Consider the following 23,786-nt stretch of genomic DNA (forward strand, 5'->3'; position numbering starts at 1 on the left):
CCGGCTGGGCCGCCAGCGTTCGTCGTCCCGGCGCCACCTACGGTGATCAAATGTCGAAGTAGAGCTGGAATTCCCATGGGTGCGGCCGCACCTTCAAGGTATCGATCTCGCGCGTGCGCTTGTAGTCGATCCAGGTGCTGATCAGGTCTTCAGTGAAAACATCACCTTTTCGCAGGAACGCTGAGTCGGCTTCCAGCGCGCAAAGCGACTCTTCGAGCGAACCTGGTACCTGCCGGATGCTGGCCGCTTCCTCCGGTGGCAGATCATAGATGTTCTTGTCGAGCGGGTCGCCGGGATCCGTCTGGTTTTCAATGCCGTCCAGGCCGGCGAGCAGCATTGCCGAGAAGGCTAGATAGGCATTGGCGGACGGGTCAGGACAGCGAAATTCAACGCGCCTGGCACTTGGGGAATCCGAAACCATGGGAATCCGGGCCGCGGCGGACCGGTTGCGCTGCGACATGGCCAGATTGACAGGCGCCTCGTATCCGGGCACCAGCCGCTTGTAGGAGTTCGTGCTCGGTGCGCAAAAAGCCATCAGCGCGGGGGCGTGGCTGAGCAAGCCGCCTATATACCAACGGCACATCTGGGACGTCTGCGCCCAACCGTTCTTGTCATAAAAGAGGTTCTCGGCGTCGCGCCAGAGGCTCTGGTGGCAATGCATGCCGCTCGCGTTGTCGGCAAACAGCGGCTTGGGCATGAAGGTGGCGACCTTGCCGTGGCGGCGCGCAACGTTCTTGCAGATGTACTTGTACATCATCACGTTGTCTGCCATTCGCATCAGTGGCGCAAAGCGCATGTCGATTTCGTTCTGGCCCGCCGTGGCGACCTCATGGTGATGCACCTCGACCTGGATGCCGGCCTGCATCAGCGCGAGCACGATTTCGGAGCGGATGTCCTGCAGCGTATCGCTTGGCGGCACGGGAAAATATCCTCCCTTGTAGCGCTGCTTGTAGCCGAGATTGCCGCCACCATAGGCGCCTTCGTCACGCCCCGAGGTCCATTCGCCTTCGGCGGATTCGACATGGTAGTAGCCAGAGTGCTGGTCCTGCCCGAAGCGGATGGAGTCGAAAATAAAGAATTCAAGTTCGGGACCAAGGTAGCAAACCGTGGCAAGACCGGTTTGCCGGAGGTAGAGCTCTGCCCTGCGTGCGATGTGGCGCGGATCGCGCGAATACGGCTGGTGCAGGACAGGGTCCAGCACATCGCAGATCAGCGCCAGCGTTGGTGCTGCGCAAAACGGATCGATGAATGCCGTGGCCGGGTCAGGCCTGACCAGCATGTCGGACTCGTGGATTTCCTGGAACCCGCGAATGGAAGACCCGTCGAAACCGATGCCGGCCGAGAACAGGTCGTCGTTGACTTCCGGCAGCGTGATCGAGAAGTGCTGCCACACGCCGGGCAAGTCGGTGAACCTGAGGTCAACCACCTGGATCGCGTGCGTCCGGATCAGATCGATGACTTCGCCGGGGTTTTGTGGCGGTGCAACGTGATAGCTGCCGGGTTCTATTGAGACCATGCCCATATCCGCCTCCGTCATCTGCGCGCAGCTAGTTCAACATTAGCTTGTCAGATTCCGAATGGAAAGCGCCTCACCAACACCGCAGTCCAGCCGAATGTCTGTGGTCGCCAGCCCGACTCAAGCCGGCTTCCCCAGACATTCGCTTGGTTTGCCTATTGTTCCCGCGCAGGCGATAGCACGAGTAGCGTAGACGTGCCATGGGCCAGAACGCGCCCGTCCTTCGCAAGCACGCGAGCTTCCGCGGTAATGATCTGACGGCCGTGGCTGACAACGCGGCCTTCGACACGGACCCGGCCTGTATCGGGCTTGATCGGCCGGGAGAAATTGCCCTTTGTTTCGATAGTGGTGTAACCAGTGCCGGCGGGAAGAAGGGAGTTGGCTGCACAGCCGGCTGCGCTGTCGATGAGCGTCAGGGGCCATCCGCCGTGCACCGAACCCATTGGATTGAGCAGTCTGGACGACGGCTCGCCTTCGAACGCGGCGAATCCGTCGCCGACCTCAACTAACCAGAAGTCGAGGGCCTGTGAGATGGGCGGCTGCGGCAGGTGTCCGTCCACAATGGCTTGAAGAATTGCCCTGCCGTTCATGTTTGCGACGTCGGCGGGTGAGGCAAGGCCGTATCGATATTCCATCTCGTCAGATCTCCTCGTTGTTGGTAATATATGCAGATACAAACAATGCATCTGCATATAGTATCGGCATGCAAAAGCGAAGGCAAGGAGCCAGGACCCTGCGCGCAGACGCCGCTGCGGTTCTCGATGTCGATCTCGGCTGGTGGTCGCGCCTGTTGGCGCGCAGAATTACAGCGGAGCTGGATGAGGCGTTGGCTTCATCTGGCCTGTCCAGTACCCAATTTGGATTGATGTGCCTGATCGCGTCAGCAACGGACGACACCCTTGCCTCATTGGCGCAACGAGCCGGACTGAATCAATCGACAATGTCGAGGAATGTGGATCAGCTTGTCAGCACGGGGCTGGTGGAAGTCGTCACGTCCGAAGCGGATCGCCGCCGCCGCGCGGTGTGGTTGACAGAGGCTGGCGCCTTCAAGTTGCAGCAGGCCCTGGCGCTGTGGCAGCCAGCCCACCGTGCGTTGCGCCAAAAGCTGGGTTCAGAGTTGCACGACATGGTAGGCGAGGTCGCAGCAAGGCTGGCAGAGTAGTGGCAGAGCGCCTGACCGACAACGACGCTGTTGTGGCATCCTTCCATTTCCAAAAAGATGGATGGGGACGGCGACGGTATTCCATGTGAGACGCCGCCCCTGCAGTGCATGTTTTGACGTGCCGCTTGCTGTCCGACACCGGAACCGCGCAATGCGTCATGTGACCGACCGGCACGGGCCGTCACGAAACCAACGGCTATTGGCTTGCCCGATCATCGATCACGTGCTGCAGCGCCTGCACGAATTGCCTGACCGCTGGCGTCGCTACCTCCTCGTCGAACGCGAATTCCACGTCGAAGCGGTCAGCGACCTCAGGCAGTGGCACCAGCCGCACGGTCGGCGGACAGACGGTTGACAGGCTTGCGGGGACAAACGCGCAACCCATCCCCGCCGAAACCAGACCGAACACGTCCGACGTGCCTGTGATCGCGGTAGAAACCGACGGTGCGGACTGCTACGCCCGCTCGGTTGCCGAAGGCAGGCCGGTGGAACTCTCACAGATCACCAGCGTGGCGACGTCGCTTGGCGCCAGGCGGCCGTGTGATGGCGCGCTCCGATGGGCGCAGCGTCACGAGATCCACAGCGTCGTTGTGTCAGACAAACAGGCGGTGGAGGCAGCGATAAGGTTTCTTGACGAACACCGCGTCCTGGTTGAGCCGGCATGCGGCGCAGCCTTGGCGGCATTGGATTGCGACACCCCGGTGCTGCAGGCGGCCTCCAGCATTGCCGTGGTGGTATGTGGCGGGGCCACGGTGACGGCACAGCAACTGCTTGACTTTGCTGCAAAGCTGGACTGAGCGGGTTTAAGGTAGCAATTTGGTAAGCTCGGCTACCCGCCGGCGAGATTCGCCCGGATTACCTGGTTCCGGGGATGCCCCTCACGGCCGATTTCTGTCAGCCTGGCGTGATCCGGAGATCGGCCAATTCCGGTGGTACAGCTAAACTCTGGCCGTGACCGCACCGTACCCCATGAGCCAACCATTGACTGACACCGGCGAATCGGTGTTGCCCGCGCCCTTGCTGGTCGTCGAGGACGAGCCACTGATGCAGACCAGGCTACGCACGATCCTGGCCACGCTCGGCTATGCCGATGAGGCCTTGTGGTTTGCCGGCAGCCTCGCCGACGCCAATGCGCTGCTAACCGCCCAGCCGTTTGCGATGGTGCTGGTTGACGTCGGGCTGCCCGACGGCAATGGCATCGACCTCATTCGCGCGTTGCACGAGCGCGATCCCGCCTTGCCAATTCTGGTAATCTCGACCTGGAACACGGAGCGCGTCATCGTGAGCGCGCTGCAGGCGGGTGCCACCGGTTACCTGCTCAAGGAGCGCGACGACCTCGAGATTTCCTTGTCGATCCGCAGTGCGCTGCGCGGCGGAGCGCCGATCGATCCTTTCGTTGCCAGGCATATCCTCGATCTGGTCGCCACGACGGCACCATTGTCCGGCGGGGCGCAAATTCATGCGCGCCGATTGGTCGGCGCGTCGCCGCTGAGCGCACGGGAAATCGAAATCCTCTCGCTGGTCGGCAAGGGCCTGACCAATCGGGAGATCGCGGATTTGCTGTCCTTGTCCAGACTGACGGTCGAATGCCACATCAGGAACATATACAAGAAGTTGGCCGTCCACTCCCGCACGCAGGCCGTTTTCGAAGCGCGTGCGCATGGCTTGTTGCGCTGATCTTGGGCGCCACGCTCCTCGCCGGCGCTGCAAACGCGCAGGAAGGGCCGGGCGCCACGGCCTTCACCCGCATAGAGGCTGCCCGATCGACCTGGCAGGGTGATAGCCCGCCGGCGGCGGGCTGGGTCCCAGTGAAGCTGCCGGACGACTGGTCCTCGCGCTGGCCCGAGTTCGACGGCGTGGTCTGGTACCGGCTGAGCTGGCAATGCACAGATGCAAGCCAACCCACGGCGCTGATGCTCGCTTACCTGAATATGGCGGGGGCGGTTTATCTCAACGGCAGCTTGCTGATGCGTGACGCGAGCCTCGTCGAACCGCTCACGCGAGCCTGGAATACTCCCCGTTATCAGTTGATATCTCCGCCGCTGTTGCGGGAGGGCACCAACACGCTGCTGATTCGCGTCTCGGGGCTGTCGGCATACCAACCCGGCCTTGGACCCGTATCGGTCGCCGACCCGGACCGCCTGCGGGCCGCTTACGAACAGGCCTACCGGCTGCGTCATGACCTGCAGTTGGTCAGCCTTGCAGTCACCGTCGCGCTAGGTTGCTTCTTCTTTTCGCTCTGGGTGATGCGCCGGCAAGAAGTGACCTACGGATGGTTCAGCCTGATGTCGCTGGCCTGGTGGTGGGTGGCGCTGAATCAGGTGGCGACGAGCACCTGGCCGTTTGCCAGTACCGATGCCTGGGGGCGCGCAAATATCATCGCGCTGCTCATCTACAGTGCTGCCTTCACGATGTCCATGGTGCGCTTCTGCGAACGGCGCCTGCCGCGCATCGAAGCGGTGCTCTGGACGCTGGTAGTGTTGGGCGCGGCCGTCATGCTCGGGGCGCCGCACGGTTACCTGACCGACGTGCGCAACACGCTGACGGTGGGACTGGCGTGCAATTTCTTCGCGACGTGCCTTGTATTTCTCTGCTTTGCCTGGCGCAGTGGTCGCACCGATCATCGCATCCTCTCGTTTTGCATTGCAATTTTCCTTGTCGCCGCGGTACACGACCTGCTGAGCTTTCTTGGCATCCTCAAGGACAACCTCTACTACGCAGCCCTCACTTCGCAGTTCCAGATGATCGCCATGGCGCTGGTGCTGGCCTGGCGCTTCGTCGCCAACCTGCGCCGCATTGAACGATTCAATGACGAACTGCACTGCAAGATCGACGCGGCCAAGGCGGAGCTCGCAGCCAACCTGGATCGCCAGCGCGAGTTCGAAGTCGCCAATGCGCGGCTCAGTGAACGGCTCAATCTCGCACACGACCTGCACGACGGGCTCGGCGGCACGCTCGTCAGCGGAATTGCGACACTGGAGCGCATCCCTCACGACATCCCGCCAGGCCAGGTCCTGTCGATCCTCAAGGAGCTGCGCGACGACCTGCGCATCATCATCGATGCCACCTCCAGCCAGCAGTTTGGCGAGCACGCGCTGGCGGGTCAGATCGTGCCGCTGCGGCACCGTCTTACGCGGCTGTTCGAGAGCCACGACATCGAGTGCCGGTGGCAGCTCACTGGCCTCGATCAATGCTATCTGCCGACTTCGCAAATTCTTGATGTCATGAGGACCTTGCAAGAGGCGCTGACCAATGTACTGAAGCACAGCAAGGCGAGTCGCGCGGACGTCGTCCTGCGCAATGATGCCCGGGGACTGGAGCTGGTTGTCAGCGACAACGGAATGGGCTTCGAACCCGCCGCCATCGAACGGCATCCGGGCACCGGCATGCGCAGCATGCGCGCGCGTACCCGGCGTCTAGGCGGGACGCTCAGCGTGCGATCCACAGGGGAGGGGACTATGCTGACCGTGCGTATCCCAATCGCGGCCGCCCTTGGGTCACCACTTGACCTGCAGCCCGGCCGATCCGGTGATCGAGTTCCTGACCCTGGCATTACCCCCCGTGGCCCAAAGCCTGCCGGCTTCGGCCATAGAGACTGATCCTCCGGTACAGGGCCGAGGTTAGGCCCGCCAGCGAGACGAACATAGTCAATGTTGAACGGGCTGTGGACGCAGTTGAACCCTCGAAGCCGGGTGCAGGTCGTTCGCTGACGATCCCACGGCCAACTTCCGTAGGCGACCCAGAACGGCCAACCGATTGGTCGTGGTAGAGTCGACCATCATTTCTTATCGTGTAGCCTTATGTCGCCACCCGTTGAGATTCCGGCAATTGTTCCCGCGCAAACCGCGCTGGTGGTCATGCACTACCAGACCGACATCCTGGCGCTATTTCCCTCGGTCGCGCCCACTCTGCTCTCCAACACGCGCAAGCTGTGTGACGCCGCGCGGACCAGGGGCGTCAGCGTTTATTTCGCCAAGATCCACTTTGCTCCAGGCTATCCGGAAGTCAGTCCGTTGAACCGGAACGGGCAGGGAATCAAGCAGCTTGGTCTTTTCGTCGACGACCAGATCTCGCCGGAACTCGGCCAGCAGGCCACTGAGCCGCTGATCATCGCGCATCGCGCCAGCGTGTTCTTTGGTACCGACCTGCAGGTACGGCTTTCCGCGCAGGGTATCGATACCCTGCTCATGGTGGGCATTGCGTCGACCGGTGTGGTGCTGTCGTCGGTCGCCTATGCGAGCGATGCGGACTTCCGCTTATTCACGGTCAAGGATTGCTGCTACGACCCGGATCAGGTCGTGCACGACCATCTCTTTTCAACGGCATTCGATTCGCGCACAACGGTGCTTTCGCTCGCTGATGCCTTGCGCTTGCTTGCCTAGCATTTCGACCTGCCAGGAGTGCCGCCGTGCCATCCCTCAGGCAGACGGGAAGAGCAGATGATCGGTCAGGTTGCCCTTCAGATCGAGCATCGAATAATTCCGGCGGCTGAAGCGCCAGCGTCCCTCGACCTTTTCGAAGGCGTCATGATAGCGACCGGCTGCGATCACCTGTAGTGGGATACGCTCGGATGCCTGGAGAACCGTATAGTACGATCTGACGGTTGCCGTCAGCTTGTCCGGAGCAATCTCAATGATCGGATTGCTGATGACATGCCGGGTTCTGGGCGTTCCATCCGCATGCAATTTCACATAGGCTTGCCAGAGCTTGAGCATGGCCTCGGAACCTCGCAGCACTGCATCTCCGGTTTCGATCTCCGCATGTTCGAACAGTGCGGCGACCCCCGGCAGATCACCGGCGTCCATGCGCTCGGCATAGATGTAGAGGAGATTGGCAAGCTGCACGGCATCGTCGGTCATCGACTCGTCTCCGGTGGTTTGCGAGGATTAAAGCAGTCCGGCGCTACTCCGGCATCGTCCGCTTGGAGTACGAAGCCCTCACCCCATCCCCACCACACTGGACAGCAACATCTTCACCAGCACCGCCTGCCGCGTCGCCCCGGTCTTGGCAAAGATGCCCCGCAGGTGCGCCCGTGCCGTATTCTTTTTGACGCCGAGCCGCATCGCGGCTTCGTCCAGCGTCAGCCCGTCGACCATCAGCAAAGCCAGTTCGATCTCGGTCGGGGTCAGGTGGAACAGCTTGCGCAGGTTGGCGTGGGTGTTGCGCGGCGATCCCGCCGGGTCGCGGATGAACACCGCCACCGCGGGTCGGCGCGACTTGTCTTCGCTGCGATAGCTGAGCGGGATCGGCCGCACCAGCACGCTCAGGGGCGTGGGCGCGGCGGGCCGGCTCAGCGTGGTGACTTCGCTGCGCGGTGCGGCCAGCGCGTGGGCCTGGGCCGCGTCCTCCAGGATCTTGCGGAACCTGCGGTTCTCCACCGGGCAGTGCGCGTGCAGCGCGCCCTCCGACAGGTAGAGGCCGTCGCGCGCCTGCAGCAGGCGGCCGGCGACGTCGTTGGTCCGGATGGTCCTGCCGTGCTCGTCCAGGATCACCGTGCCGACCTGCAGCCGGTCGACCGCATCCGCGTACAGGGACCGTTCGGATGCAAGCACATCGAGCGCGGCATGCAGGTCCACTGCGCGCTTCAGGTGCGGCAGCAGGCCGTGCAGCAGTGCCTTGTCGGCCTCGCCGAAGTCCTGTCCCGCGTGGACGCGGCTGATGAACAGCGCGCATTCCACGCCGTCGGGCGTGACCAGGTTGGCCGCCAGGATATAGCGCAGGCCCAGCGGTTGAAGGTATTGCGCGTAGAACGGGTGTGCCAGCCAGCCGGCTTCGCCGAACAGTTCGTCGGCGCTGAAGAGCCGGTCCGGGTGCAGGTCCAGGAAGGGGCACAGCGCGTAGTACTGCTCGCTGTACGAGGGCTCGCCCGGCAGGTGCGGGCCGTAGTCGGAGGCATTGACGATCAGCCCCGGCCGGTCGGTGGCCGGGTGGCGCAGCACCAGCGTGACGAAGGCGGCGCCCAGGCGCTGGCGCACGCTTTCCAGGAAACTTGCCCAGGGCACGGCTTCGGTCGGGCCCTGGTAGAGCTGGGCGAGCAGGGCGCTCAGCTCGGCGGCGGGCAGGGAGGCTGGCAGCATGATGGCGGTGCGACGGTTTGCTCCCCTCTCCCGCGTGCGGGAGAGGGGCAGGGGTGAGGGCCGGCGGCGGCATACCAGCAGCCGGAACTTCGTGGACATTCCCGCCCTCACCCCAACCCTCTCCCGCAAGCGGGCGAGGGAGCGCCCAATCGGTCATGCAAAGGCCATGACTGGCGCCAGACGTGGCGGTAGTCCAGGGCAGGAATCCCTGTCCCATCGTACCGACCCCGTCCGTCGCCTCATCGTCCGTTCGGCCTAGGGCTTCTCCCGCAGCCACGCCACGATCCGCTCCGCCGCCTGCTCCGCGCTGTCGGCGGTGGTGTCGATGCGGATCTCGGGCCGCTCGGGCGGCTGGTACGGCGAATCGATGCCGGTGAAGTTCTTCAGCTCGCCGCGCCGCGCCTTGCGGTACAGGCCCTTGGGGTCGCGTTGCTCGGCCACCGCCAGCGGCGTGTCGATGAAGACTTCGACGAAATCGCCGTCGCCGGCCAGCGCGCGGGCCATGTCGCGTTCCGAGCGGAACGGCGAGATAAAGGACACCAGCACGATCAGGCCCGCATCGAGCATCAGCCTTGCCACTTCCGCCACGCGCCGGATGTTCTCGACGCGGTCGGCCTCGGCGAAGCCCAGGTCCTTGTTCAGGCCGTGGCGCACGTTGTCGCCGTCGAGCAGGTAGGTGTGGTGGCCCAGCGTGTGCAGGCGCTTTTCCACCAGGTTGGCGATGGTGGACTTGCCCGCGCCGGAGAGCCCGGTGAACCAGACGATGCGCGGCGACTGGTGCTTGAGCGCGGCATGGGCGCGGCGGTCCACGTCGATGGCCTGCCAGTGCACGTTCTGCGCCCGGCGCAGCGCAAAGTGCAGCATGCCGGCGCCGACCGTGTTGTTGCTGAGACGGTCGATGATGATAAAGCCGCCCAGCTCGCGGTTGCGCGCGTAGGGATCGAAGGCCACCGGCTGGTCCAGGTGCAGGTTGCACACGCCGATCTCGTTCAGCTCCAGCGTGCGCGCGGCCAGGTGTTCGAGCGTGTTGACATTGACCTTGTACTTGGGCTGCGCCACGGTCACGCCCACGGTGCGCGTGCCGAGCTTGAGCAGGTAGGGGCGCCCGGGCAGCATGGCGTCCTCGTTCATCCACACCAGCGTGGCCTCGAACTGGTCGGCCACTGCCGGCGGGTCTTCCGGGCAGGCCAGCACGTCGCCGCGGCTGATGTCGATCTCGTTCTCCAGCGTCAGCGTCACCGCCTGGCCGCGCATGGCGTGCTCGCACGCGCCGGCGGCGCCGACGATGCCGGCCACGCGGCTCTCGCGGCCCGAGGGCAGCGCGCGCACGCGGTCGCCACGGCGGATCTCGCCGGCGCTGACGGTGCCGGCAAAGCCGCGGAAGTCCAGGTTGGGCCGGTTGACCCACTGCACCGGCAGCCGGAACGGTTCGCCTTGCACGGGCGCGTTGTCGATCGGCACGTTCTCCAGGTGGGCCATCAGCGTCGGGCCGTGGTACCACGGGGTGTTCGCACTGGGCTCGGTGATGTTGTCGCCGCGCAGGGCCGACATCGGAATGCAGGTGATATCGGTCAGGCCGATCTGCCGGGCGAACTCCCGGTACTCGTTCTCGATGCGCGTATGGACCTCGCGCGAGTAGTCGACCATGTCCAGCTTGTTGACCGCCAGCACCACGCGGCGGATGCCAAGCGTCGCCACCAGGTAGCTGTGGCGGCGCGTCTGGGTCTGCACGCCGCGGCGCGCATCCACCAGCAGGATGGCCAGGTCGGCGGTGGAGGCCCCGGTGACCATGTTGCGCGTGTACTGTTCGTGCCCCGGCGTATCGGCGACGATGAACTTGCGCTTGTCGGTGGCGAAGAAGCGGTAGGCCACGTCGATGGTGATGCCTTGTTCGCGCTCCGCGGCCAGGCCGTCCACCAGCAGCGCGAAGTCGAGGTCCTCGCCCTGCGTGCCCATCTTCTTCGAGTCGGCTTCCAGCTGGGCGAGCTGGTCTTCGAACAGCATCTTGGATTCATACAGCAGCCGGCCGATCAGCGTGCTCTTGCCATCGTCGACGCTGCCGCAGGTGATGAAGCGCAGCAGGCTCTTGTTTTGCTGGGCGTGCAGGTAGCGGGCGATCTCGCCCGAGGTGGCGGTGGCTTGCGCGGCGTCCTGCGCAGGCGCGGGCGCGGTGTCGATCAGGGTTTCCATCAGAAGTATCCCTCCTGCTTCTTCTTTTCCATCGATCCGGCCGAGTCGCTGTCGATCAGCCGTCCCTGGCGCTCCGAGGTGGTCGCCAGCAGCATTTCCTGGATGATGCCGCCGAGGGTGTCGGCCTCGCTCTCGATCGCGCCGGTGAGCGGGTAGCAGCCCAGCGTGCGGAAGCGCACCTTGCGCAGCTGCGGCGTTTCTCCGGGGCGCAGCGGCAGGCGCTCGTCGTCGACCATGATCAGCGTGCCGTCGCGCTCCACCACCGGCCGCTCCTTGGCGTAGTAGAGCGGCACGATGGGGATGTCGTTCAGGTAGATGTATTGCCAGATGTCCAGCTCGGTCCAGTTGGACAGCGGGAACACGCGCAGGCTTTCGCCCTTGCGCTTGCGGGTGTTGTACTGGCGCCAGAGCTCGGGGCGCTGCATCTTCGGGTCCCAGCGGTGCTGGGCGGTGCGTACCGAGAACACGCGCTCCTTGGCGCGCGACTTCTCCTCGTCGCGGCGCGCGCCGCCGAAGGCGGCGTCAAAGCCGTAGTGGTCCAGCGCCTGCTTCAGGCCCTGGGTCTTCCACACGTCGGTATGGACGGCGGAGCCGTGCTCGTGCGGGCTGATGTTGCGTGCCAGCCCCTCGGGATTCACATGCACGCGCAGGTCCAGGCCAAGCCGCGCGGCGGTCTGGTCGCGGAACGTGATCATCTCGCCGAACTTCCATGTGGTATCGACATGCAGCAGCGGGAACGGCGGCCGCGCGGGATAGAAGGCCTTCATGGCAAGGTGCAGCATCACGGCGCTGTCCTTGCCGATGGAATAGAGCATGACGGGGTTTTCGCATTCCGCCACCACCTCCCGCATGATGTGGATGCTCTCCGCCTCCAGTTGCTCCAGGTGGGTCAACATCGGGATCTCCTCTTGATTTGCCGGCGCCGTGCAGGGATGTCGCGGCGGTCCGGCATGGCCACAAGGTAGCGAGCCGGGGCCCTTCGCCACTTCGTCCGGGCGGACTAAGAAATCGCGGGACGCGGCGCGCATTTCCTAGTCCACCCGGACGAGGCTGGGGCGGCCCCGCGCTCGGTATCGTTGCTTCGCCGACGAACCACGGGAGCAGGCAGATGGCGAACTCCGCCGAAGAACAAATGCTGAGCGGCCAGACCTGGGCCGAGTTTTGCGAGGTGCTCAAGCGCAGCGGGCAGCAGATCCTGCGCCCGGAGGCCCCGTCGGATGCGCTCACGCGCGCCGAGGGCTTCCGCTACCTGAGCCGCCTGCTGCGCATTGCGCTGGAGATGCATGTGGAATTCGCCGATCCGGCGTTTCCCGGCTTCTTCTCGCCGTCGCACGAAACCGCCAAGATCGGCGCGGACAATCCGGACAATCTCTATCGCTACGCACGCCTGGACGGCAGTGCCGAGTACCGCATCCGCGGCCGGCGCGGCACCGTGGCCTACCTGAGTTTCGGCACGCAGAAGGGCGGCTACGAAACCGACGGGCGCATGGTCCAGACCGGCTTTATCGACTGCAACAAGCTGGCAGTGGCGGCGGATGGCAGTTTCGAAATCATCCTCAGCGCGCGCCAGCATGAAGGCAACTGGGTGCGCATGGAGCCGGGCACCAATGCGCTGGTGGTGCGGCAGACCTTTCTCGAGCGCAAGGCCGAGACCCCGGCCGAACTGCACATCGAGCGCCTCAATGGCAGCGGCAAGCCGCCCGTGCTAGATGCCGAACGCCTGCACGGCGGCCTGCTGCGCGCCGCGGGCTTTGTCGAGGGCACCGCGCGCATCTTCGCCGACTGGGCCCAGGGCTATGGCGGCCATGTCAATGCGCTGCCGCCCGCCGACCAGGCCGTATGCCAGGCGGCAGGCGGCGATCCCAACATCTTCTACTACCACTCCTGCTGGGCGCTGGCGGACGACGAAGCGCTGGTGGTCGAGGTGGACCGGGTGCCGGTCTGCGATTTCTGGAATTTCCAGATCAACAACTACTGGATGGAGTCGCTCGACTACCGCTACCACGACATCTGCCTGAACAAGCACAGTGCCCGGCTGGATGCCAACGGCGGCGTCACCGTCGTCCTCAGCGCGCGCGATCCGGGCCTGCCCAACTGGCTGGAAACCGCCGGCCACCGCAACGGCACCATGTGCTGGCGCTGGGTGGGGGCGGCGCAGCCGGTGCATCCGCGCACGCGCGTGGTCAAGCTTGAATCGCTCAGGAATGAATGCAGGGAGAACGCATGAACACCATCGCATCCGACGACACCGCAGTGCTTGACGTGGAGCGACTGCTGGCTCAGGCCAGCGCACAGGCCGGCGGGCTGACTGACTTTGGCCCGGGCGACTACCGCGAGGCGCTGGAGGTGCTGTTTGACTCGCTTGCACGCGAAGCCGGGCTGTCGCCGCAGGGCGCGCAGATGCTGCAAGGCAAGCTGCAGGCGCAACTGGTGAACCGGCTGGTGATCCAGGACTACTGCCGGCGCCATCCCGAAATCCTGGAAGAGCGCGTCGACGATCCGCTGGTGATCGTCGGCCTGCCGCGCACCGGCACCACGCTGCTGCAGCGCATGCTGGCCACGGACGCGCGCTTCCACTCGGCGGCGTGGTGGGAAACGCGCTACCCGGCGCCGCTGCCCGGCGAGCACGTGCGCGACGCCGGCCGGCGCATCGGGCTGGCGCGCGAGGAAGTGGCGCAGATGATCCGCTTTATCCCGGACATCCTCGCCATCCATCCGCTCGACGCCATGGCGGCCGACGAGGAATTCATGCTGATGGAGCATTCCTTCCTGTGCGCGATGGATTCCTACGCCAACGTGCCGTCCTATACCGACTGGCTGGCGCGGCAGGACCACACCCAGGTCTATGCCTGCCTGAAGACCATGCTGCAGTTCCTGCAGTGGCAGAAGCGGCAGCGCGGCGAGGCGCCGGCGCAGCGGTGGGTGCTGAAGACGCCGCAGCACCTGCATACGCTGGAAATCCTGTTCCGGGTCTTCCCCGGCGCGCAGGTCGTGCTGACCCATCGCGACCCGGCCCAGACCATTCCGTCGATGGCCAGCATGGCGCATACGCTGTGGAAGCTGTACGCCGACGCGCCCGATGCCGCCACGGTGGGGCGGCAGTGGAGCGGGCAGATGCAGCGCGCCACCGCCCATGCCATGACGGTGCGCGACGGTCTGCCTGCCGATCGCTTCCTCGACGTGCGTTTCGAGGATACCGTGCGCGATCCCTTCGGCGTGGCGCAGGCGGTCTACCGCTTTGCCGGCATGCCGCTGACCGAGTCCGCGCGCGCCGGCATGTGGGCATGGATGGAGGGCAACCCGCGCAACCAGCGCGCGGCCCACGCCTATACGCTGGAGCAGTTCGGACTGAGCCAGGAACAACTGGAACGCGATTTCGCCGGCTACCGCGCGCGGCACATCCTTAAGCAAAACTAAGACAGCGCACTGCGCATCACAGGAGACAACACCATGCTGTTGAAAGACAAGGTCGTCATCGTGTCGGGAATCGGTCCCGGGCTGGGCGTCAAGCTGGCCGTGGAGGCGGCGCGCGAAGGCGCGCGTGCCGTTGCCATCGCCGCGCGCACCGCGGCGAAGCTGGACGACGCCCAGGCCCGCATCGATGCACTGGGCGCCGACTGCGAAGTGCTCAAGGTGGTGACCGATATCACCGACCGGGCCCAGTCCCGGCACCTTGCCGGCGAGACCATGCGCCGCTTCGGGCGCATCGACGCGCTGGTCAACAGCGCCTTCCAGCACGGCAACTTCCCCGAGCCGGTGGAAGCGGCCGACCTGGACGTCTGGCGCCAGGTGTTCGACACCAACGTGTTCGGCACCATGACGCTGACGCAGGAAGTGGCGGCGCTGATGAAGCCGCAGGGCGGCGGCGCCATCGTCATGATCAACACCCAGGCCACGCGCAAGCCGATGCCCGGCGAATCCGGCTACGCGGCGTCCAAGGGCGCGCTGGCGGTGGCGGTCAAGTACCTGGCGCGCGAACTGGGCCCGCATGGCATCCGCGCCAACAGCATCTTCATGGGCTGGATGTGGGGCGAGCCGGTGCAGGGCTATGTGCGCCACGCCGCGGCCGAGCAGGGCGTGAGCGAGGACACCGTGGTCGCTCCGGTGACCGCGCAGATTGCGCTGGGCCGCATGCCGACCGACGACGACTGCGCGCGCGCGGCGCTGTTTCTCGTGTCAGACTACGCCAGGGCCATCACCGGCGCTTCGCTCGACGCCAACGGCGGCGATTTCATGCCCTGAGTCCTGACCACACCTGCCATGACACGCTACTTTGCCTTCAACGGCGATGCCGACGGCCTGTGCGCCCTGCAGCAGCTGCGCCTGGCGCATGCCGGCGACGCCACGCTGGTCACCGGCGTCAAGCGCGATATCCGGCTGCTCGAGCGCATCGACGCCGGGCCCGGCGACACCGTGACCGCGCTGGACATCTCGCTAGAGCAGAACCGCGATGGCCTGATGCGGCTGCTCGGCGCCGGTGCGCGGGTGGACTACTTCGACCACCACCATGCCGGCGAACTGCCCGGGCATGCCGGCCTGCGCGCGCATATCGACGAGGGGCCGGAGGTCTGCACCAGCCTCCTGGTCGACCGCCACCTGGACGGCTGCCACCGGCGCTGGGCGATCACCGCCGCGTTCGGCGACAACCTGGGCAGCGTGGCGCGCGCGCTGGCGGCGCAGGCGGGGCTGGGCGAGTGCGAAACCGCGGTGCTGGAACAGCTGGGCACGTGCCTGAACTACAACGCCTACGGCGAGTGCGTGGCGGACCTGCATTTCGATCCCGCCGAGCTGGCGCGGCACATGCTGCCGTTTGCCGACCCGCTGGCCTTCGCCGCGCAATGCGGCGCCTATGCGGTGCTGTGCGACGGCTATGCGGACGACATGACCCGCGCGCGCTGCCTGGCGCCAGCGCACGAAGTGCCCGGCGCCGCGCTGCTGGTGCTGCCTGACGCGCCGTGGGCGCGGCGCGCGATCGGCGTGCTGGCCAATGAGCTGGTGCGCGGGCGGCCCGGCGACGCCATCGGCCTGCTCTCGCCGAAGTCCGGCGGCGGCTTTGCCGTCAGCGTGCGGGTGCCCGCCCACAGCGCCACCGGTGCGGCCGATTTCTGCCGCGGCTTCGAGACCGGCGGCGGCCGGCGCCTGGCAGGCGGCATCAACCACCTGCCAGACGCCGACGTGGAGCGCTTCACGCGCAGCTTTGCCGATTGCTTCGGTCCCCGTTCCTGACGAGTCAGCACGGCGGCACGAACTCGGTGACCTCCAGGTCGAAGCCAGTGACGGCGCGATACGGCACCGGATGGCTGAGCAGGCGCAGCTTGTGCGCTCCCACATCGCGCAGGATCTGCGCCCCGACCCCCAGCGCGCGTTGCGCGAAGGCCAGCGCCGGCGTGGCGGCGGCCGGCGCCGCCAGCCGCTCCAGCCGCTGCTGCGGCGATTCTCGTTCATCCAGCAGCACCAGCACCCCGCAACCTTCGGCGCCGATGCGGGCGAGCGAGCGCTCCAGGTTCCAGGCGGGCAGGGCCGGCGTGCCGAAGCCCAGTACGTCGCGCTGCATTTCCACAGTCTGAACGCGCGTCAGCACCGGCTGCCCAGGATCGGGCTGGCCCAGCACCAGCGCAAGATGAAGCGCATCCACCGGCGCGTCGTGGTAGGCGTGCACGGTGAAGCATCCGAAGGGCGTGGCCAGTTCCGTCGAATGCGTGCGGCGCAGCGCGCTTTCGGTCAGCAGCCGGTGGTGGATCAGCCCGCTGATCGAAACCGCCGGCAAGCCGTGGTGCCGCGCGAAGGCCAGTAGCGCGGGGCCGCGCAGCAGGTCGCCGTCGTCATCGAGCAGCATCGCATAGGCGCCGGCGGCGACGCGCCCGGCCAGCGCCGGCAGGTCGGAGCAGGCCTCGGCAAAGCCCGCGCGGCGCAGCACGCCGTCGGGCTGGGCCACCACCGGGAAGATGTGGCCGGGCTGGACCAGGTCATGCGGCTGCGCGCGCGCTGCCGCCGCCACGCGCAGCGTGAGCGCGCGGTCGGCGGCGGAGATGCCGGTGCTGACGCCGCTGGCCGCTTCGATCGACACCGTGTAGCGCTCGCGCTGGCGGTGGTTCGCGGCCATCGGCGGCAGCTGCAGCCGCGCGCGGCGCGCCTCGGTGATCGCCATGCAGACCAGGCCGCGCGCCTCGGCGGCCATGAAGTTGACGTCGGCCTCGCTGGCGCGCTCGGCGGCAACCAGGACGCAGCCGGTGGCCTCGTCGGTCTCGTCCTCGATCACCAGCACACGCTGGCCCGCGGCCAGCGCCGCCAGCACGTCGGCCATCGGCGGCAGTGTGGTGGCGGGGCTCATGCTGCCTCCTGCCGGCTGGTGCTGCCGAAGGCCTGCCGCAGCGATGCCGCGGCCGCATCCAGCGCATCGCTGGCGGCATCGATCATCCCCTGCATGCTGATAAAGCCGTGGAACTGGCCGGGCCAGCGGCGCACGGTGGCGTTGCCGCCCGCGCGCTGCAGGGCCTCGCCATAGGCCTCGCCCTGGTCGCGCAGCGGGTCGTATTCCGCGGTGATGATGGTGGCTGGCGGCAGGCCGTGCAGCTCGCGCTGGTGCAGCGGGCTGGCGCGCACATCGGTGGCGTCCGCCGGGTTGGCCAGGTACTGGGCGCGATACCAGTCCAGTTCCGCGGCACTGAGGAAGTAGCCCTGCGCGCATTCGCGGTAGCTGGCGCTGGCGGCCGCGGCGTCGCTGCAGTCCAGGTAGGGGTAGAGCAGCAACTGGTGCCGCAGCGCGATGCCGCTGCCGCGCAACTGCTGGCAGGCAACGGCGGCAAGGTTGCCGCCGGCGCTGTCGCCGGCCACGGCAAGGCGGGCCGGGTCGGCGCCCAGTTGCGCCGCATGCGCGGCGGCCCAGCGCACGGCCGCGACGGCGTCGTCGGCCGCGGCCGGGAAGCGTGCCTCCGGCGCGAGCCGGTAGTCGACCGACAGCACCAGCGCGCCGCTGCGACGCGCCAGGCCGCGGCAGATGTTGTCGTGCGAATCGAGGCCGCAGAGGACAAAGCCGCCGCCATGGAAATAGACCACGAGCGGCAGTGCGGTGCTGTCGTCGGGCCGGTACAGGCGGGCCTTCAGCTGGCCTGCGGCGCCATCGATGGTGAGATCTTGCTGCGCGGCGACGGTGTCGCCGGGCGCGAACGCGGGCATGGCAGCCAGCGCGGCACGGTAGTCGGCCGCGCGCAGGGTGGAGAAGTCGGGGCTGGGCATGGCGGCCATGGCTTCAAGCACGGCGCGGGCCTGGGGATCGAGCGGCATGGGGTCTCCTGGATTGCGGTGGGGAAATCAGTGTCAGAGCGCGAATGCCGGCGTGGTGCCGGCGGCAATGCCTTGCGCGCGCGCCAGCGCCGCATGCACGGCCTGCTCGTGCGGCAGGATCCAGAACTGGCCGGCCGAGACCCCGTCCAGGATGTAGCGCGCGACCGCGTCCGGCGTCATGCCGGCGGCAATGCCGCTGCGCAGCGCGCCGTTCATGTGGTCCACCTCTTGCGCGCCGCCGCCGTCCAGGCCCGCAGCGATGCCGGTGGCCACCGGCCCGGGGCAGACCACGGACACGCCCAGCGGCAGGCCCGCGGCCTGCAGCTCCAGCGCGAGCCCTTCGCTGAGCGCCACCACCGCCTGCTTGGACAGCGTGTAGGGGGCCAGCCAGGGCCCCACGGCGAGGCCGGCCATCGAGGCCACGTTGACGATATGGCCGGCGCCTTGCGCCGCCATGCGCGGCACGAAGCAGCGCAGCGCGTGCAGCACGCTCCACAGGTTGACGCGCATCACGTGGTCGAACACTTCCGGCGGCAGCTCCCAGCAGCGGCCGGTGACGAGCACGCCGGCGTTGTTGACCAGCAGGTCGACACGGCCCAGGCGCACGAAGCTTTCCTCGCACAGGTGCTCGATCTGCCGCGCGTCGCAGACGTCGGTGGGGATGGCGATGACGTTTGCCCCCTGGCCGGCAAGCGCCTCGCGCACCGCTTCAAGCGCGCCGGCGTCGATATCGGCCAGCGCCAGCGCGTAGCCTTGCGCTGCCAGCGCCTGCGCGAGCGCGCGGCCGATGCCGCTGGCCGCTCCGGTGATCACTGCGGCTTGCTGCCGCGGGTTTGCCGCCATGGTCATGTTTCTCCGTGAAAAGAAGGCGGCGGGGATCGCCGCGCATGGCTGACTTGTAGCGGCAGCGCGGCGGCACGGCATCGTCTGTTTGGGTAGGAGGGCGGCGTCACATGGTGTCTAGGGGTTTGCCCTCGACAGGCCGGGATGGGTCTGTCCTTAGTCTGTTTGGAGTATGTGTTCGGCCCGCCGGCGCGTGAGGATTGGCCTGTCCCGCAGGACTAGTCCGGCCAGCGTGTGCAGCCGGTCTTGCCTAGGGCAAACCATGAAGGCGGGGGGCAAGCCGCGACCCCTTTGCCGTCCCTATAATCAGGGCATAAAAAAGGGCCACAGAGCCCGTAGCAGGCCAGCGCCGACCCGGCACGCCCGAAGCGCTGCGCACGCCACAATGGAGACAGAGGAAAATGCTGATGGAGGTTAGCCAGAACCAGGCGGCCGCACACCTGTTCGCGCAGGCGACGGTGTCGCTGTCGGAGTTCAGCACATTGCTGGGCAATATCTACCAGGGCCCGATGGAGCAGGTGCCCTGGGGCAAGGCACTGGAACAGATCCGCCGCCAGCTCAACGCCAACTATTGCACCCTGATCCTGCGCTCGCCGGCCACGGACCGGCCCGGGCTGATGATCAATGCGTCCGAGCATGGCTCGACCCTGCCGGGCGAGACCTCCTACAACAACTACTACTACGCGCTCGACCCGTTCATCGGCCTGCCGTCGGACCGGGTGGTGACCATCGATGAGCATCTCGGACCCGGCGCCTGGTGCCAGAGCGAGCTCTACCAGCAGTTCCTCAAGGACATCGGCATCCGCTACATCCTTGGCGCGGACCTGCGTACCGATGACGGCGTCGAATGCCGCTTCCGCGTGTGCCGCGAGCATGACGGCCGCGACTTCTCCGCCGCGGACAAGGCGCTGTGCACCGCGCTGCTGCCGCACCTGAAGCGCGCGGTGGACCTGCACTCGCGCATCGACGTGGTTGAATCCGAGCGCACCGTCTATGCCAGCGCCATCGACCGCATGCTGGTCGGGATGGTGATCCTGGACGAGTCCGGCACCATCATCAAGACCAATGCGGCCGCCGATGAAATCCTGGGCGCCAAGGATGGCATCCGTGTCGCCAAAGGCAGCCTGGACGTGGAATACGGCCAGGAGAACCGCAAGTTCCAGCGCCTGCTGCGCCAGGCCATGATGGGCCACCTCGGCACCACGCCGGCGCTGATGGAAGCGATGTCGATCACGCGCCCGTCCGGCAGCGCCAGGCTGGGCGTGCTGATCCGCACCATCCCGCTCAGCGAGTGGTCCGAGGACAACCGCAAGCGCCCCGCCTGCGTGGTGTTCATCCGCGACCCCGAGCGGCGCTCGCAGGCCTCGCACGAGGTGGTGCGCCAGCTGTTCGACTTCACCCCGGCGGAGACGCAGCTGGCGCTGCAGCTGGCCAACGGGCTCACGCTCGATGAGGCCGCGGACGAGCTCGGCATCAGCAAGAACACGGCGCGCGCGCACCTGCGCGCGATTTTCTCCAAGACCGGCGTGACCCGGCAGGCCACGCTGGTGCGCATGCTGCTGAGCAGCGTGATTTCTCTCGGCTAAGCCACGTAACGCACGTCAGGGCTTTGCGCTGAGCACCAGCGCAAAGCCTTCCGGCGTTTCCAGCACTGCGCGCGTCTCATGCGGCCCCTGCGCCGCGGGCAGCGTTACGCTGGCGCCGGCACCCACCAGCCGCGCCATCGCCGCGGCGATATCGTCAGCCTCATCCACCTTGAAGGCCAGCGCGGGCTGGTCCACCAGGCGTTCCTCGCCGGCCACCAGCGCCAGCGTCAGCGCGCCCGCGTCGAGCGCGCAATAGCGGTTTCCGTCGCGAAACTTCACCGGTAGTCCGAGTCCTTCCGTGAAGAACGGCAGCGCGGTGTCGATGTCCGCGACGGGGTAAAGCAGCAGCCTGGCTTGCATGATGTCCTGATCCTCCTGGTGAAAGCGGGCGTGATGCCCGTGGCCAATGATAGGGATGCTCCATGTCCTGTTCATAATCCAATCAGACGATGTTGCAACGCCTTGCGCCGACCACACTGCGATCACACAGGCCGTTTCGGGCCGGTGGCGCGGCAACGGGCGGCGCCCCGGCGGCGGTCCTGAACCATCAATGCCAGACAAGGGGACTGCAATGCGTTTTTCACTGATCTATGAAGCCCAGACCGTCGATGCCTCGCGTGCCGGCGACCACAAGGTGTTCGATGAAATCATGGAACAGGTGGTGCTGGCCGAGGACATGGGCTTTGACGTGGTCTGGGCGGTCGAACACACCGCACTGACCAACTATGCGCACATGAGCGCGCCGGAAACCTTCCTGGCCTTCGTCGCCGGGCGCACGCAGCGCATCGGCATCGGCCACGGCGTGGTGTGCCTGCCGCCGGCGATGAACCATCCGGTCAAGGTGGCCGAGCGCATCGCCACGCTGGACATCCTGTCCGGCGGCCGCGTGCACTTCGGCGTGGGCAAGGGCGGCACCCAGCAGGAGGCCGGCACCTTCGGCTACGACCTGAACAGCCTGCACCCGATGATCGACGAGTCGATGTACCTGATCCCGAAGATCATGACGCAGGACGAGATCGAGCATGACGGCGAGTTCATCAAGATCCCGCGCCGCCCGATCCACCCCAAGCCGCGCCAGGACCCGCACCCGCTGATGTACCTGGCCTGCACCAATGCCGACACGCTGCAGCGCGCCGGCGCGCGCGGCATGGGCGCGCTGGTGCTCGGCTTCGGCGGCCCCGAGGATGTCGCCAAGAAGAACGAGATCTACCGCGCTGCGTGGGAGACCCGCAAGCCTGAGGACCAGGTGGGCTTCCGCCCGCACCAGCACCTGGCCGCGCTGTGCCCGACCATCGTGCTGGACGACGGCGTGGCCGCGCGCAAGATCGGCATCAAGGGCCAGCGCTACTTCATGGAGTCGCTGTCGTACTGGTATGCGGGCGGCGAGCGGCCCGATCCTTCGAAGTGGGACGACGAGCATGTCACCGCCACGGACGCGCAGGGCAAGGCCGTCATCAACACGAACTTCGCTTCCGAGAAGGTTTCGGTGGATTTCAGCGACCCGGCGATGATGATGCTCAACCCGAACCATGCCTACGGCACGGTGGAGGACTGCATCGGCTACGTGCAGCGCCTGATCGATTCCGGCGCCGACGAGATCCTGTTCATCTGCCAGATGGGCACGGTGCCGCAGTGGGCGCAGCTGGAAACCATCCGCAATATCGGCGAGCACGTGATCCCGCACTTCCGCAAGCAGGGACGGAAGCTGCGCGCGCTGGCTTGATCGGCGCTATGCAAGCCTGCGGGTTTGCTCCCCTCTCCCGCTTGCGGGAGAGGGGCAGGGGGAGAGGGCCAGCACATCCACGAAGTCCCACTCACCAAATCGCGACATAGCTAGTCCCAATAGACGATGGCACCCGGCCCCACCGGTGCAAACATCAAGGCCAGCTACAAGACCAAGCAACAAGGAGACCGCGGTGCATCACGACAACAATTCCAAGGAACTGGCGGCACGGCTGATCGCGCGTGCCGAGCAGATGATTCCGGTGCTGGCCGAGCGCGCCGCGCAGGCCGAGGCCGAAGCGCGCATTCCCGCCGAGACCATCGCCGACATGCAGGCCGCGGGCTTCTTCAAGGTGCTGCAGCCCCGCCGCCACGGCGGCTACGAACTCGATCCGCAGACCTTCTTCCGCATCCAGATGGCGCTGGCCAAGGGCTGCATGTCCACCGCCTGGGTCTATGGCGTGGTCGGCGTGCACAACTGGCAGCTGGCGCTGTTCGACGAGCGCGCGCAGCAGGAAGTGTGGGGCAGCAACCCTGCCACGCTGATCGCCTCGACCTATATGCCGGTGGGCAAGGTCACGCCGGTCGAAGGCGGCTATCGCTTCTCCGGCCACTGGAAGTTCTCCAGCGGCAGCGAACTGTGTGACTGGATCTTCCTGGGCGGGCTGGTGCCGCCGGCAGAGCCAGGCGGCGCCTATGACTACCGCACCTTCCTGCTGCCGCGTTCCGACTACAAGATCGTGCGCAACTGGGATGTGCTGGGCCTGCGCGCGACCGGCAGCCACGACATCGTGGTCGACGACGTGTTCGTGCCCGAGTACCGCACCCACCGCGCCGTCGATGGCGCCATGGGCACCAGCCCGGGTCTGGCCGTCAATGACGTTCCGCTGTACCGGCTGCCGTTCGCGCAGATCTTCGTGCGCGCGGTGTGCACCGCCTGCATCGGCGCGCTGGAAGGCTCGCTCGATGACTTTGTCGCCTATGCCGACGGCCGCGTCAGCAGCAACGGTGGCGGCAAGACCGCGGAAGACGGCGGCGCGCAGATGGCTTGCGCCAACGCGCAGGTCGCCATCGACGAGATGCGGACCATCCTTGAGCGCAATTTCGACGAGCTGCTGGCCGTTGCGCGTGAAGGCGGCCAGGTGCAGACCCCGCGCCGCCTGCATTTCCGCTACCAGTCCGCGCAAGTGGCCGAGCGCTGCGCGCAGCTGGCCAACGGCCTGCTGCGCTATGCCGGCGGCAACGGCATCTACCGCAGCAACCCGATGGTGCGCCGCTTCCTCGACCTGCATGCGGCCCGCGCCCACTACGCCAACAACCTGGACCGCTTCGGCCAGAACCTGGGCGGCGTGATGATGGGCCGCGCCAACACTGACTTCTTCATCTGAGCCGCGCGCCGGCACGGA

The 23,786-nt window shown here is 66.5% G+C and carries 23 protein-coding genes and 1 pseudogene; 13 read left to right on the forward strand and 11 right to left on the reverse strand.

The window, feature by feature from the left end; translation table 11 throughout:
• Window positions 1-46: 46 nt before the first annotated feature.
• Both glnA and AC3WVS_RS27030 read right to left on the reverse strand, forming a co-directional pair.
• On the reverse strand, window positions 47-1,522 hold the full coding sequence (gene glnA / locus AC3WVS_RS27025) for a type I glutamate--ammonia ligase (RefSeq protein WP_492321066.1): 1,476 nt from the start codon (window positions 1,520-1,522) through the stop codon (window positions 47-49).
• A gap of 149 nt (window positions 1,523-1,671) precedes the next feature.
• On the reverse strand, window positions 1,672-2,151 hold the full coding sequence (locus AC3WVS_RS27030) for a PaaI family thioesterase (protein ID WP_492321067.1): 480 nt from the start codon (window positions 2,149-2,151) through the stop codon (window positions 1,672-1,674).
• Window positions 2,152-2,219: 68 nt separating this feature from the next.
• Between AC3WVS_RS27030 and AC3WVS_RS27035 the strand changes: the two genes are divergently transcribed.
• The gene (locus AC3WVS_RS27035; protein WP_492321068.1) at window positions 2,220-2,678 is read left to right on the forward strand and encodes a MarR family winged helix-turn-helix transcriptional regulator; all 459 of its coding nucleotides are present in this window, start codon (window positions 2,220-2,222) and stop codon (window positions 2,676-2,678) included.
• Between the two features lie 30 nt (window positions 2,679-2,708).
• Window positions 2,709-2,795, forward strand: a complete 87-nt coding sequence (locus AC3WVS_RS27040; RefSeq protein ID WP_492321144.1) for an excalibur calcium-binding domain-containing protein — start codon at window positions 2,709-2,711, stop codon at window positions 2,793-2,795.
• A 79-nt stretch (window positions 2,796-2,874) separates the two neighbouring features.
• Here the strand turns inward: AC3WVS_RS27040 and AC3WVS_RS27045 are convergent, their stop codons facing one another.
• Window positions 2,875-3,063, reverse strand: a complete 189-nt coding sequence (locus AC3WVS_RS27045) for a hypothetical protein (protein ID WP_492321145.1) — start codon at window positions 3,061-3,063, stop codon at window positions 2,875-2,877.
• Window positions 3,064-3,091: 28 nt separating this feature from the next.
• Here AC3WVS_RS27045 and AC3WVS_RS27050 point away from each other — a divergent pair.
• The 4 genes and pseudogenes from AC3WVS_RS27050 to AC3WVS_RS27065 form a co-directional block, all read left to right on the forward strand.
• Window positions 3,092-3,475 (forward strand): annotated as a pseudogene (locus AC3WVS_RS27050) (pyridoxal-phosphate dependent enzyme); the annotation flags it as partial.
• Between the two features lie 172 nt (window positions 3,476-3,647).
• Window positions 3,648-4,355 (forward strand): response regulator, encoded by a 708-nt coding sequence (locus tag AC3WVS_RS27055; protein WP_492321069.1) that lies wholly within the window; start codon window positions 3,648-3,650, stop codon window positions 4,353-4,355.
• A gap of 2 nt (window positions 4,356-4,357) precedes the next feature.
• Window positions 4,358-6,277 (forward strand): sensor histidine kinase, encoded by a 1,920-nt coding sequence (locus tag AC3WVS_RS27060; RefSeq protein ID WP_492321070.1) that lies wholly within the window; start codon window positions 4,358-4,360, stop codon window positions 6,275-6,277.
• A gap of 201 nt (window positions 6,278-6,478) precedes the next feature.
• A complete protein-coding gene (locus AC3WVS_RS27065) occupies window positions 6,479-7,060 on the forward strand; it encodes a cysteine hydrolase family protein (protein ID WP_492321071.1) in 582 nt (193 codons plus the stop codon).
• A 36-nt stretch (window positions 7,061-7,096) separates the two neighbouring features.
• Here AC3WVS_RS27065 and AC3WVS_RS27070 read toward each other — a convergent pair whose 3' ends face one another.
• The 4 genes from AC3WVS_RS27070 to cysD form a co-directional block, all read right to left on the reverse strand.
• Complete coding sequence (locus AC3WVS_RS27070; RefSeq protein ID WP_492321072.1) at window positions 7,097-7,537, reverse strand: nuclear transport factor 2 family protein; 441 nt, start codon at window positions 7,535-7,537, stop codon at window positions 7,097-7,099.
• 78 nt (window positions 7,538-7,615) lie between these two features.
• Window positions 7,616-8,755: a helix-turn-helix transcriptional regulator gene (locus AC3WVS_RS27075; RefSeq protein WP_492321073.1), complete on the reverse strand. Its 1,140-nt coding sequence runs from the start codon at window positions 8,753-8,755 to the stop codon at window positions 7,616-7,618.
• Between the two features lie 255 nt (window positions 8,756-9,010).
• On the reverse strand, window positions 9,011-10,945 hold the full coding sequence (gene cysN, locus AC3WVS_RS27080) for a sulfate adenylyltransferase subunit CysN (RefSeq protein WP_492321074.1): 1,935 nt from the start codon (window positions 10,943-10,945) through the stop codon (window positions 9,011-9,013).
• Entirely contained in the window at window positions 10,945-11,841 is an 897-nt protein-coding gene (gene cysD, locus AC3WVS_RS27085) for a sulfate adenylyltransferase subunit CysD (RefSeq protein ID WP_492321075.1), read from the reverse strand. The genes cysN and cysD overlap by 1 nt, the downstream gene beginning before the upstream one ends.
• A gap of 212 nt (window positions 11,842-12,053) precedes the next feature.
• On the opposite strand from cysD, the gene AC3WVS_RS27090 reads away from it, so the two are divergent.
• Genes AC3WVS_RS27090 through AC3WVS_RS27105 form a run of 4 tightly spaced genes read left to right on the forward strand, consistent with a single transcriptional unit; the run spans window position 12,054 to window position 16,171 of the window.
• Window positions 12,054-13,172, forward strand: coding sequence for a DUF1214 domain-containing protein (locus AC3WVS_RS27090; protein WP_492321076.1), 1,119 nt, complete (start codon window positions 12,054-12,056; stop codon window positions 13,170-13,172).
• Entirely contained in the window at window positions 13,169-14,362 is a 1,194-nt protein-coding gene (locus AC3WVS_RS27095) for a sulfotransferase family protein (protein WP_492321077.1), read from the forward strand. The genes AC3WVS_RS27090 and AC3WVS_RS27095 overlap by 4 nt, the downstream gene beginning before the upstream one ends.
• Before the next feature lie 33 nt (window positions 14,363-14,395).
• Window positions 14,396-15,187 (forward strand): SDR family oxidoreductase, encoded by a 792-nt coding sequence (locus AC3WVS_RS27100; protein WP_492321078.1) that lies wholly within the window; start codon window positions 14,396-14,398, stop codon window positions 15,185-15,187.
• A gap of 18 nt (window positions 15,188-15,205) precedes the next feature.
• On the forward strand, window positions 15,206-16,171 hold the full coding sequence (locus AC3WVS_RS27105; RefSeq protein ID WP_492321079.1) for an acetyltransferase: 966 nt from the start codon (window positions 15,206-15,208) through the stop codon (window positions 16,169-16,171).
• 4 nt (window positions 16,172-16,175) lie between these two features.
• Here the strand turns inward: AC3WVS_RS27105 and AC3WVS_RS27110 are convergent, their stop codons facing one another.
• From AC3WVS_RS27110 to AC3WVS_RS27120, 3 genes are read right to left on the reverse strand one after another with little or no spacing between them, the layout of a single operon-like run.
• Window positions 16,176-17,276: a 3,4-dihydroxy-2-butanone-4-phosphate synthase gene (locus AC3WVS_RS27110; RefSeq protein ID WP_492321080.1), complete on the reverse strand. Its 1,101-nt coding sequence runs from the start codon at window positions 17,274-17,276 to the stop codon at window positions 16,176-16,178.
• On the reverse strand, window positions 17,273-18,229 hold the full coding sequence (gene lipP1, locus AC3WVS_RS27115; RefSeq protein WP_492321081.1) for a LipP1 family hormone-sensitive lipase: 957 nt from the start codon (window positions 18,227-18,229) through the stop codon (window positions 17,273-17,275). Before lipP1 ends, AC3WVS_RS27110 begins: the two co-directional genes overlap by 4 nt.
• 33 nt (window positions 18,230-18,262) lie before the next feature.
• Window positions 18,263-19,072 carry an SDR family NAD(P)-dependent oxidoreductase gene (locus AC3WVS_RS27120; protein WP_492321146.1) on the reverse strand — a complete coding sequence of 270 codons (810 nt, stop codon included), beginning with the start codon at window positions 19,070-19,072 and terminating at the stop codon, window positions 18,263-18,265.
• 401 nt (window positions 19,073-19,473) lie between these two features.
• Between AC3WVS_RS27120 and AC3WVS_RS27125 the strand changes: the two genes are divergently transcribed.
• A complete protein-coding gene (locus tag AC3WVS_RS27125) occupies window positions 19,474-20,658 on the forward strand; it encodes a helix-turn-helix transcriptional regulator (RefSeq protein WP_010814001.1) in 1,185 nt (394 codons plus the stop codon).
• 15 nt (window positions 20,659-20,673) lie between these two features.
• Here AC3WVS_RS27125 and AC3WVS_RS27130 read toward each other — a convergent pair whose 3' ends face one another.
• Window positions 20,674-21,018 carry a VOC family protein gene (locus AC3WVS_RS27130; protein ID WP_492321082.1) on the reverse strand — a complete coding sequence of 115 codons (345 nt, stop codon included), beginning with the start codon at window positions 21,016-21,018 and terminating at the stop codon, window positions 20,674-20,676.
• 211 nt (window positions 21,019-21,229) lie between these two features.
• Here AC3WVS_RS27130 and AC3WVS_RS27135 point away from each other — a divergent pair, with 211 nt between their 5' ends.
• Together AC3WVS_RS27135 and AC3WVS_RS27140 are read left to right on the forward strand one after the other, a co-directional pair.
• Window positions 21,230-22,381, forward strand: a complete 1,152-nt coding sequence (locus AC3WVS_RS27135; RefSeq protein ID WP_492321083.1) for an LLM class flavin-dependent oxidoreductase — start codon at window positions 21,230-21,232, stop codon at window positions 22,379-22,381.
• A 193-nt stretch (window positions 22,382-22,574) separates the two neighbouring features.
• Window positions 22,575-23,768: an acyl-CoA dehydrogenase family protein gene (locus AC3WVS_RS27140; RefSeq protein WP_492321084.1), complete on the forward strand. Its 1,194-nt coding sequence runs from the start codon at window positions 22,575-22,577 to the stop codon at window positions 23,766-23,768.
• Window positions 23,769-23,786: the final 18 nt, after the last annotated feature.

The sequence above is a fragment of the Cupriavidus sp. CPT47-8839-RL05A genome (assembly GCF_058792255.1).